General features: G+C 45.0%; 10 protein-coding genes. 2 read left to right on the forward strand and 8 right to left on the reverse strand.

Going from position 1 to position 10,848, the window contains the following annotated elements; genetic code table 11:
- The first annotated feature begins 223 nt into the window (after positions 1-223).
- Entirely contained in the window at positions 224-805 is a 582-nt protein-coding gene (locus tag VN447_RS17380) for a hypothetical protein (protein WP_325526615.1), read from the forward strand.
- Positions 806-923: 118 nt separating this feature from the next.
- Here the strand turns inward: VN447_RS17380 and VN447_RS17385 are convergent, their stop codons facing one another.
- The gene (locus VN447_RS17385; RefSeq protein WP_325526616.1) at positions 924-1,733 is read right to left on the reverse strand and encodes a D-alanyl-D-alanine carboxypeptidase family protein; all 810 of its coding nucleotides are present in this window, start codon (positions 1,731-1,733) and stop codon (positions 924-926) included.
- Positions 1,734-2,020: 287 nt separating this feature from the next.
- Here VN447_RS17385 and VN447_RS17390 point away from each other — a divergent pair, with 287 nt between their 5' ends.
- Positions 2,021-2,470 carry a DUF441 domain-containing protein gene (locus tag VN447_RS17390; RefSeq protein WP_325526617.1) on the forward strand — a complete coding sequence of 150 codons (450 nt, stop codon included), beginning with the start codon at positions 2,021-2,023 and terminating at the stop codon, positions 2,468-2,470.
- Positions 2,471-2,571: 101 nt separating this feature from the next.
- On the opposite strand, the gene VN447_RS17395 is transcribed toward VN447_RS17390, so the two are convergent.
- From VN447_RS17395 to VN447_RS17425, 7 genes are all read right to left on the reverse strand, one after another.
- Positions 2,572-3,243 carry a LysE family transporter gene (locus tag VN447_RS17395; RefSeq protein ID WP_325526618.1) on the reverse strand — a complete coding sequence of 224 codons (672 nt, stop codon included), beginning with the start codon at positions 3,241-3,243 and terminating at the stop codon, positions 2,572-2,574.
- A gap of 29 nt (positions 3,244-3,272) precedes the next feature.
- Positions 3,273-4,208, reverse strand: coding sequence for an SAM-dependent methyltransferase (locus VN447_RS17400; RefSeq protein ID WP_325526619.1), 936 nt, complete (start codon positions 4,206-4,208; stop codon positions 3,273-3,275).
- 263 nt (positions 4,209-4,471) lie between these two features.
- A complete protein-coding gene (locus VN447_RS17405; RefSeq protein ID WP_325526620.1) occupies positions 4,472-4,807 on the reverse strand; it encodes a hypothetical protein in 336 nt (111 codons plus the stop codon).
- A gap of 105 nt (positions 4,808-4,912) precedes the next feature.
- Positions 4,913-7,651, reverse strand: coding sequence for a cation-translocating P-type ATPase (locus VN447_RS17410; RefSeq protein WP_325526621.1), 2,739 nt, complete (start codon positions 7,649-7,651; stop codon positions 4,913-4,915).
- A gap of 144 nt (positions 7,652-7,795) precedes the next feature.
- The gene (locus VN447_RS17415; RefSeq protein WP_325526622.1) at positions 7,796-8,266 is read right to left on the reverse strand and encodes a universal stress protein; all 471 of its coding nucleotides are present in this window, start codon (positions 8,264-8,266) and stop codon (positions 7,796-7,798) included.
- A 194-nt stretch (positions 8,267-8,460) separates the two neighbouring features.
- Complete coding sequence (locus VN447_RS17420; RefSeq protein WP_325526623.1) at positions 8,461-8,802, reverse strand: DUF3870 domain-containing protein; 342 nt, start codon at positions 8,800-8,802, stop codon at positions 8,461-8,463.
- A gap of 239 nt (positions 8,803-9,041) precedes the next feature.
- Positions 9,042-10,586, reverse strand: coding sequence for an aromatic amino acid ammonia-lyase (locus VN447_RS17425; RefSeq protein ID WP_325526624.1), 1,545 nt, complete (start codon positions 10,584-10,586; stop codon positions 9,042-9,044).
- Positions 10,587-10,848: the final 262 nt, after the last annotated feature.

The raw sequence follows: 10,848 nt of genomic DNA on the forward strand, positions 1-10,848 counted from the left end.
TAGCGTCTTCTTAAGACAAAACCACCGTCCCTTTGGCTCACCTTTAACCATTCCTTCGCAGCAAAGCACCTTTAAGGCCTCGACTGAAACCGTGGGATGAAGGCTAACGTTTCTGTAAAAGTAAATCAACTATGCAGGATTTTTGTATCATGCTGGTAAATAGAGTAGAATAATTGCATTCGTTTTTTCCTCTATATATTATAGATCATAAAGGAGTTTTGTTATGCCAGTAGCTCCCACTCCTCCAACAAAACCCACTCCGCCTGTTGCCCCGGCATTTACTCCGTCACGCTCAAATACAGCTTCTGATCTTAATACAGCTTCTCCTGCTAACTCAACCCAAAACTTGAGTAAGCCGGTAAGCCCGGAAGTGTCAGGTACTGCCAAGAAACTAGAAGGACTAGGAGAGGCTTTTCAGGGGAAAGCGACACAAACCAAGGGCGGCGAAAAGGCAGAGCCTGCCGCAACAGAGGTAAGCAAAACAAATAGTATCCAGGCAGCTCCCATCGCGTCCTTCGATTCTCAGAATGGCGTTTCTTCGCAGACTACCGTTCCTACTAAACCGCCGGCGATGGATAGCAAACCGTCCAGTTTGAGCTACGTTCCTTTTATAGGGATAATGGGAGTTATTGTGGTGATCTTACTGGGCATACGTGTATTTAAAATGAAGACTAAACAACCTCGTACTCTTATTGACTATTCTAAGAGATCAACTACAGTAATGAATAAGGAGGGCATAGATATAGTTGTATCTCCACAGACTACAGCGCCTAAAGTCAAAAGAAACTTTGAATTGCGGGTGTAGTCACTGTACAGTCGCTAAAAAAACTGCATTATAAGAAAACCCTAGAAACAGTAAGTTTCTAGGGTTTTCTTGATAAATTCCGGCCAGCAATGGCCTAATTTCATTTGGTTAGCGTCCTTTATAAGCCCAACTGCTGAAAGCCATAGTTCAAAAGCTGGGTTGCATCCTCCCAGCGCCGCTCACTGTTTAAAACAACTGCAATCAGCTGAACATCATTGCGTTTGGCAGCAGCAACGAGACACTCACCGGCAGCATTGGTGAAACCGGTTTTTACCCCATTAGCTCCCGCATATGTAGCAAGAAGCTTGTTGGTGTTTCTGGCATGGGCGATCCCGCCCCGGCTCACAAAATGAACATCATAGTCCCGAGTGGAAACGATGCTAGCAAACACCGGCTTTTGCATACCGTACACAGTCATCAGCGCAAGGTCGTAAGCAGTGGTAAAGTGATTGACAGGGTCCGGCAACCCGTGGGGATTGCTGAAATGGGTGCGTATTGTACCAATTTTCTCAGCCTTATCATTCATCATCTGGACGAAGGCCGGCACCGAGCCCGCAACATTCTCAGCCACGGCCTCTGCGGCATCATTCCCGGAAACAAGCATCAACCCATACAACGCCTCCCGCAGCGTCAAGCGATCACCTGCCCGCAAATCGAGGCTTGAGCCTTCACAACCTGCCGCTTTCGGACTGACAACGATAACGCTATCTGGGTCGCCTTGCTCCAGCGCCGTAATCAAAGTCATGATCTTGGTCGTACTTGCTGGATACATAATGTTATCTGGATTTTTCGCATACAATACCCGTTTGTCGCTAGCCCGCATGACAACGGCAGCTTCCGCGTCCACCTGTGGCAGCGACGCAGCAAACACAACATTGACCCAAGCTATGATAATAATAAACACTGCGATCGTTGCCGGTCTCCTCATTTCTAACATGCGCCTCCAACCCTAAAGTAGTACTTTAATTTATAGTAGCTCAAATAATCTACTAAACGCCATCTATTTCTACAGCAAATTGCAAACTCCTCCCACCAATGTGCTCATAAATTATTTCGCCCCGTACCCCTTTGAATCGATTAGACGAATGAATTTTCCTGTAGCGGAAAACATAGTGAAAACGATTAGTACCAAAAAACGTCCCGTCCCTATACAAGAGGAAATAGCTTTGTTTACCCTCGCAGTTGAAAATTAGTTAGCATCAAGGAAGTGAACTCATGTCTGTGGACAATATACCTATTCTGATCATACTGGTACTTGCCGCTATCGCCAAAAACCATGCGGTTTCGGTGGCTGCCGCCCTGTTGCTGATAATAAAACTGCTGGGTTTTGCTTCCTGGTTTTCTATATTGGAAAACAAAGGCGTTACTGTCGGTATCTCTATTCTTACGATTGCAATCCTGGCACCAGTCGCCTCAGGACGAATTACTTTACGCGATATGTATGACTCGGTCGTTAGTCCGGTAGGCTTGCTGGCGCTGTTGGCCGGCATTTTTGCCGCCTGGCTGGGAGGTAAAGGCGTGCTGTTCTTCAAAACTTCACCAGATATGATTACTTCTCTTATCTTAGGAACTATCGTAGGGATATCATTTTTTCAAGGTATTGCTGTCGGCCCGCTTATTGCAGCCGGAATGCTGTCAATAGTTGCCGGTCTTTTCGGCAAGTAAGCGCATAGCAGATTTTGAACAGTAACCGCCAGATACGAAAAGGTTAGATCAACGGATAAAAGAGTCCAGTTGATCTAACCTTTTCAATTTCTTATCCTACCTCAGTTTAAAATCAAGGCCAACTTTCGAAAACCATCATAAGAGAACCAGCACCCCAGCACAACAAGGAAAACAGCACAAATTGTTAATACTCCACGATATAGTCTGTCACTGATAAAACTACGACCTGTAGTAATAATAAAAGAAATAAATGAAAACCAAACCAAGTCTGATAAAATATGCCCCGTAAAAAACGTTACTAATCCTACCGCTCCCAAGCTCATCGCAATTACTACATAGCTCACACCAACCGTTGCCCACCAGAGAGACCAATAAGGATTAGTAAAGCTAAGTATTATACCTGAGACCAAAGGGTTGATAGACTGTGATTTCGTTGTCCTGTCAGAACTTATTCCTGCCTCTGAGAAGCTAAGGCAAACTTCTCTGTTTTTAGCACTCACATATATTCCCCATCCAAACCAAAGAAGAACTAGTCCGCCTATAAACCCTATACCTCCAGTCACAAGAGGCTGCTGAATATAATACGTAAGCCCCCCAGCCAGACTTGCAACAAGCAAAAGCTCAACAATACCGTGACCAAGAACAATTTGCGGACCTACCCAAAAACCTTGTCTAGGCGTTTCGCTTATTGTCACAGTAAGCATAGGCCCAGGCATCATGGCACCAGATAGCCCAACGAGAAATGCCGATGTAAATAAGGTGAAATAATCCATGGTATTCCCCCCATGCGTTTTGAATATTTTTAAACATTTTTTGCCTTTACAATCCTAAACTTTTTAGTTATTAGCCCAAGTTCTTCTTTATTAAAATACATTTCCGCCAGTTTGGTCGAATCCAATTCATCGATTAATTGAAAATTATATTTTGCTAAAAAATCCTGTATCGGTCCCTCAAGCGTAAAGCCAGGTTTTTCGCCCGCTTTAGCAAGGAATTGATAATGTTCTTTTATCTTGGGATCATCATGAATATGTTCTTGCCTGATGGCCAAAGCGGAGGCGTAATCAAAAACAAGCAGACTATCTTTCGCGGAATAGTCGCTTATGAGACTCAATGTACTATCAATAGATTCTTGATTTAGATAATAGGTTAAGCCTTCAAGGACAAAAAGGCAGGTGCGATGTTTCTGAAAACCGGCCTCGTCTAGCTTTTGGGATAACGATTCTTTGGTGAAATCAAGGGAAATAAACTTAAGATTTCCTGGAATTTCGATATTTTTTCCCTTTAGCCTATGTATTTTAGCCTGTTGTGTTACCGGCGCATCAAGCTCAAATACTTTTGCATTCTTTAATTCATCTTTAAAACGAATAGCACGGGAATCAAATCCGGCCCCAAATATTAATACCTGCTCAATATTCGCGGCCAGGTTCTTGAAAACATTATCAATGAATTTTGTCCGCGAAATAATATACTCATACAGACCTGGATTTTTAAAGAAACGTTTCTTTAAAACAGTTCTCGAAATAGTATACTTGGCTAGGAAATTAAGAAACTGGGGAATAATGAGCGGAGCTATGTAATCGTCGCTCTTGTAGTATTTATCTTGTTCATAATAGGATATAGCACGCATAAGACAAGTGCCTTGTGCAGTTATGGATACTTTGGTTTCAATTCTTTTACTCATAAATTTCGTCTCCTTCCAAAACGGACAATATCTCTGCCATATATCTTTAACAGGCACCTTACGTCCCAACTTAAAGTTTCCATAGTGGAATTTAACAAAGCCACCTGCGAGGCAGTATTACAATATGGCCAAATCCTGTAAGCATCACATTGGAAGATTTTTTCTTTTTTCAACCTTTAGCTAAAATTCGTCTTTTTCAATATTTTTCCTGCACACACAAAAAAAAGAAGCCAATAAGCGAATTTACTCACCTACCGGTTTCTATGTGCTAGGCCGCAATATATGACGCAATAAGGACAAATATGGCATAATCGATTGTATTACTTAGCGCGTTTAAGTAGATTGATTTCTGCTTCTTGCTCAAAGAGCCGATGATTCAAAACGTCTAGCTTAGATTCAATCCGCTGTACAGCCTCAGTTTTCTCACCCAGCAGGTCAACCATACCGGTAAGTCCTGCAAAACCGCTATCCATTTTGGTTTCCAGAGTGCCTATTTTACTCTCCAGGCTATCTACTTTGTTTTCCACACTGCCTACTTTAATTTCCAGACCGTCCATCCGTTGGCGCAACTCTTCAGTAACGGCATTATTGTGTCCTACCATGTGGATGAGTTGTTCCATCATTTTTTCCAGACGGTCAAACTGTTCTTCGCTCATGGTATCACCCCGCGTATTTAAAATGTATTATAATTATAATTCATTATTCCCGGACAAACAACAACAGGTTTTTTCGAACAATCGGCTCCTCGATATAACAATCACTTAATCCTTGTACGTTATTTGGCTTGCTTTGTAGTTTAGTTTAAAATTTCTGATGAATTTGTTCAACTCAGCAGTGATGAAGGGGATAGGAGCCAGTGCACCAAGTACAAGCCAATCTGTAAGATCAGGCTGGACTGTTCTAAATATTGCTTGTAACGGACTGTACACGGAAAGCACCAGAAGAACAAAGGAAAGGCCGACTCCCATATTCAGGTACCTGTTACTGAAAAAGCCTAATTGGAATACAGAATAATGTTCCGACCTGGCGGCATAGGCGCAAATGATCTGCGTTGCCATCAACGTAATGAACGCAAAAGTACGGGCAATGTCCAAGTTACCATTATTAACAGTCAGGCCATATTGGAACGCACAGAGTACAGTCATACTCATTACCAGACTCTGGATACCGGTCAGCACCTGCATATTCCTAGTTAGCAGGGGTTCGGAGGGATCACGGGGCTTAAGGCGCATGACATTGGGCTCTTTCTTTTCCATACCAAGGGCAAGAGCCGGGAAACCATCTGTCACTAGGTTTACCCACAGAAGCTGGGTAGGCAATAAAGGTATCGGCCAGCCCAGCAGCATAGCGATGAAAATAGTCAGTACTTCTGATGCATTACAGGAAAGTAGGAAATAGACGAATTTCCGGATGTTGGCGTAGATTACCCGCCCTTCTTCCACCGCCGCCACAATTGTGGCGAAATTGTCATCCGTAATGACCATATCAGCGGTGGCTTTCGCCACATCTGTCCCGGTTATGCCCATGGCCACACCAATGTCCGCCTTTTTCAGCGCGGGCGCATCATTGACACCGTCGCCGGTCATGGCGGTGACATAACCATTGGTTTGTAACGCGCTTATGATAGCCAGCTTATGCTCCGGAGAAACACGGGCAAATACACTGGACGCGCGTACTTGTTGCTGCAATTCCTCCAGCGGCATAGTATCAAGCACCTGTCCGGTAATAACCGGTTGCTCATTGGCGGCAATACCAAGGTCTTGGGCGATAGCAAAGGCGGTGGTCGGATGATCGCCAGTAATCATGATCGTCCGTATTCCCGCATCCAGACAAACCTGTACAGCCGTTTTGGCTTCGCTGCGCGGCGGATCAATCATACCGACAAGACCGATCATCACCAAATCTTTCTCTACCTCGCTGGGACTAGACACGTCAGGTACCTGATCAAAATCCCGGTAAGCGACAGCCAAAACCCGCAAAGCTTGTGACGCCATTTCCTGATTAGCTGCACGTACTGCCTGTTTATCTGCCTCAGTCAAAGTGCGTACTGTTCCCTTTGCAGCAATGCGGGTGCACCGGCTTAACAAGATGTCCGGGGCGCCCTTGGAAAAAGCCCGAATTTTTTCAGCTGCATAGTGGAAGGTGGTCATCATCTTGCGGCCGGAATCAAAAGGAATCTCCTGAAGACGCGGCGCCAGAGACGTCACCGCCTCCTTGGTATAGCCGCCCTTTGCGGCCGCGACCACGAGCGCCCCCTCGGTCGGATCACCTACAATAGACCAGGTCTGGTTATCCAGCGACTTCAGTTCTGCGTCGTTACATAACAGAGACGCTCGCAGCAGCAGATCCAGCTCCTGCTCCGTATCTATTTTGACCGGCTTTTCACCGGCAATAAATTCTCCTTCCGGATTATAGCCATAGCCACTGACAGTAAATATATCAGTGGCGGTGAAGACTTTGACAACTGTCATCTGGTTTTGCGTGAGAGTTCCAGTCTTATCAGTGCAGATGACAGATACGCTGCCTAAGGTTTCGACCGCGTGCAGTTTTTTCACAATGGAATTCTTCCTGGCCATTCGCTGCATGCCAAAAGCCAACACGATGGCCACAACCGCCGGAAGTCCCTCCGGAATAGCGGCAACTGCCAGACTAATGGAGATCATGAGCATATGTTGAATCTCTGACAATGATAATATGCCGTCACTGTACCCGCCGTAAATTCCCATGGCAAACACCACGGCACAGACACCTAAACAAAGTAGGCCCAGTGTCTTGCCGAATTCTTCCAGCTTTATTTGCAGGGGAGTGGGCTCTTGTTGTACAGCCTGAAGCATGCCGGCAATTTTACCAATTTCAGTTTGCATGGCTGTAGCCACGACAATTCCTTTACCCCGGCCATAGGTGACGATGGTGCCCATGAATGCCATGTTGTGTCGCTCAGCCAAAGGAATAACCTCGGTAAGTTCCTGGGAGTTTTTATCCACTGGTACCGACTCGCCTGTTAATGAGGCTTCCTCAACTTTTAGATTGAATGATTCCAGAATACGTACATCAGCAGGAACATAATCGCCCGCCTCCAATACTACTATATCGCCTGGAATCAGCTCTCTGGAGGGAACAACAACAAGATTTCCGTCACGGATCAGTTTAGAAGTAGCTGCACTCATTCTTTTTAGCGCAGCCAATGCTTTCTCTGCCTTCGATTCTTGAAAAATGCCAAGTGCGGCGTTAAGGATTACGATGGCGATAATAACCAGAGCATCGGCCGATTCCCCGACGAGAATAGAGATTACACTGGCGGCCAAGAGAATCAGTACAAGGAAGTTCTTAAATTGGTTCAAAAACTTCTGCCAAAGACCTTCCGGTTCTTTTTCCTGTAACTCATTATAACCATATTGAGATAACCGCCTGGAGGCCTCTGCTGAAGATAAGCCTATTGATGATTCGGATTTAAACTCAAAAACTGTTTCCTCTCCACTCATCTGGTACCACGATTTCACGGTCTACACCTCCATTAGTAACTGTATTATCATCACAATTCCTCTATCAGTAATGACAGATAAGCAAAAGAAGCATATCTTGGTCAACCACCAAAGAGATGCTTCTTCTATTGATTTAATATTTTCTAATAGGGGTACTTTCGCTTATTCAGCACAAGAAAAAGGAACGATGGTAACAGGGCAAGCAGCGGCGTTAACCACGCCATAACTGACACTGCCAAGCACCCCGCCAAGCACCGGATTCATGCCGCGAGATCCCATGATGATCATACGCACACCGGTTGTTGCGCAGCCCGGTTGAACGGTATTGCCGGCCATTGCTTCTTGGCAAATCTGTTCCTTGGCATCACCGACTCTTAATTTTAGTTCATATTCTAGGCCGGCATCTTCCAGTATCTTTTTTGCCGGGACCACAGTCTCCTCGAAAAGCTGTTCCTGATATGCACGAATTGTGTTTTCTTTGAAAAACATTTTCGTATGTACGGTATGAAAGCTTGGCTGAACATTTAGTATAATAAGTTTTTCCTGCAGCAATTTTGCCAAAGTGACAGCCAACTGTAACGCCTCGATGGCATTTTTTGATCCATCAAACGGAACAAGGATATCTTTCTTCATAGTGATACCTCCCAGCTTTATAGTTTCGCTTAATAGTAATTCGCCGCGGGTGTAGCATTTTCCCTTTATTAAATTAGAAAAACAAAAATTATACAGAAATTTATACTCTTCAGGAACTTTATGTCGAAAGCCTCAGAATATATATAGAAAATCCTGCGAGGAATTTCTCCCTGCAGGCTTTTTCTTTGTACCAGTTAATCTGCTTTCGTTCTTCTATTTCGCGCCAAAGTCGAATATTTATCGTAAATCACACGAAGGGCGCTCATAATTGGTTTTTTAGCACTCCCATGGTAAACAGCATCGATATGCTTTACTAACTCCTCAGCACCATTTTGCAAACTACGCCCCACTAACATACGGGCTACGAACCGTTCAGAGGTTGGAGTAGACAGGGTGCAATCTGCTTCAACAATATTTCCCGTTTCCATATCAATTAACACAACCAAAGCCATCACTTTATACAGCTCACTCGATGCAGTACCAGCAGGCAGCCTGGCATAACCGGAAAATAAAAAAATATTTTCATTTACCCCCATTTGTAAATTCCTCCTGTAAAATTGATTGTACTATGAAATGAAATAAAATAAGGGACAGCTTGGAATGACATTCCACTCTGTCCCTGTTTCACTCTTATCATTATTCTATGCCAAACCAGACTCTTATTACTCTTAGTCCAAAAAGCTAATGTAAGCTTTTCATTTTCTTTCGCTCTGTCTCTACCACCATTCTATCTGATTCTACAAAATCCGTCAAGAACTCTGCGGTCTATTCAGACTTATAACAACATTCCAATCTTCTCTTCAACCAGCCCAACTATTTTTTGCGAATGTATCAAGTTTTTTATGGTATTGATATGAGGATACAGATAGATATCCTCATTCATGATTGGCACAGTGAGAGCAATCTCCTCAAGGACAGCCTGCACAGCAGTCGCCGGCAATTTATCATCTTCTATGAATTGGTGAGCCTGATATACAGACAACAGTTCAATTGCCAGAATAAACTCCAGTTTCTCGACAATCTGCCTGGCTTTCTTGGCAGCATTATAGCCCATCGCCACATAATCTTCCTGATTGCCACAGGTTGGTATCCCATCAGTTGTAGCAGGATGGGACAAGATCTTCATGTCATTCAGCAAGCCCGCCTGTGTATACTGCGGTATCATTAGCCCGGAATTAAGTCCAGGTTTTTTGATAAGAAACCAGGGGTATTCGGAGAGGTTCCCGTCTACCAGCCGGTTATTCCTGCGCTCTGACATTTTAGCCAGCGCGGTGGCGGCAATACACGCTGAGTCCATCTCGATCCCCACATAGGATGAATCTGCGTTACAGCCGGAGATAGCTTCCCCATCATCCCCTTCCGGCCAAAGAATTGGGTTGTCGCAGCAGGAATTCATTTCTATCTCAATGGTTTTTAACGCGTCTTTCAGGGTTTTTTTAGCAGCACCATGCAGTTGCGGTATACAGCGAATCGACAACGCATCCTGCAAGCGGTAATCTCGAAAATGCGCCGCAATCCCCGAATCTTGCAAGATATTTCTTACATTGGCTGCTGTGCTGCGTTGATCTTCATGGGGACGGACGCTCATCAGCCGGTCATCAAACGCGCGCGTAGTTCCTTTTAGCACTTCCAGTGTCATCGCACCGATGATATCTGCGCATTTTGCAGCGTTTAACATGTCATATAGGGCAAGGGAACCGAGCGCGGTAACGCTGGTAGTTCCGGAAACCAGGACTAAACCTTCCTTGGCTGATAACTCTGTCGGTGTAAGGCCAACCCGCCGCAACGCTTCTCTGGCCGGCAACAGCTCTCCTTCCACATAAGCTTGCCCTTCACCAATCAGGACTAACGCCATATGTGCTTCCGGGCCAAGATAGCCGACTGACCCCTCCTTGGGGGCGAACGGTGTAAGACCAAGATTCAGAAACTGCCGGTACAACTCTACCGTTTCCATACGTGCACCACAAAAACCCTGACCGACATTTTGCAATATCATAAAAATGGTTGCCCGCACTTCTTCAATTGATAAAGGATCTCCTACCGAAGTGGCATGTGACAACACGATATTTCTTTGTAATTGTGCCGTTTCCTCCGGTGATATTACTTCCGTGCAGCACGCCCCAAAACCGGTAGTAATACCGTACATCACCCGGCCCTCACCGATCCATTTTTCCACCAAGCTCCTGGATTTTTTCACCTGCTCACAATACGCGTCAGAGAACTCCACCTTGGCGCCAAACCGGGAGACCGCCACCAAATCCTCAATTGACACTTGGCTGCCAAGCACTACTGCCCTCGCACTATTCCTTTTGTTCTCCATAACCACTGCCTCCTAGTGAAGGGGAAAAGCGCCCTTGCCTCTCCACCTCCATAATGCTAACCCTATTCCTCAACTTTTCAATAAAAAATACTTCGATCGCAGAAAACACTTGCAGCCCAAAGATAAAGTAGACTTAGCTTCAGGTGGGGTTTTAACCCCATCTGAAGGTTAGTCGCCCTTATCCAGGGACTTAGCCGCTCGCCTGTGCCCTTTGGGTATAACTCCCACTTGTAGAAGATGGGAGTCTTAGAGCGGGTTGTCA

This window comes from Sporomusa sp., from assembly GCF_035561155.1.
Classification (GTDB): Bacteria; Bacillota; Negativicutes; order Sporomusales; family Sporomusaceae; genus Sporomusa.

Coding starts and splice junctions, on each gene's coding strand:
- VN447_RS17380 (WP_325526615.1), top strand. CDS start 224: ATGCCAGTAGCTCCCACTCCTCCAACAAAACCCACTCCGCCTGTTGCC.
- VN447_RS17385 (WP_325526616.1), bottom strand. CDS start 1,733: ATGAGGAGACCGGCAACGATCGCAGTGTTTATTATTATCATAGCTTGG.
- VN447_RS17390 (WP_325526617.1), top strand. CDS start 2,021: ATGTCTGTGGACAATATACCTATTCTGATCATACTGGTACTTGCCGCT.
- VN447_RS17395 (WP_325526618.1), bottom strand. CDS start 3,243: ATGGATTATTTCACCTTATTTACATCGGCATTTCTCGTTGGGCTATCT.
- VN447_RS17405 (WP_325526620.1), bottom strand. CDS start 4,807: ATGAGCGAAGAACAGTTTGACCGTCTGGAAAAAATGATGGAACAACTC.
- VN447_RS17415 (WP_325526622.1), bottom strand. CDS start 8,266: ATGAAGAAAGATATCCTTGTTCCGTTTGATGGATCAAAAAATGCCATC.
- VN447_RS17420 (WP_325526623.1), bottom strand. CDS start 8,802: ATGGGGGTAAATGAAAATATTTTTTTATTTTCCGGTTATGCCAGGCTG.
- VN447_RS17425 (WP_325526624.1), bottom strand. CDS start 10,586: ATGGAGAACAAAAGGAATAGTGCGAGGGCAGTAGTGCTTGGCAGCCAA.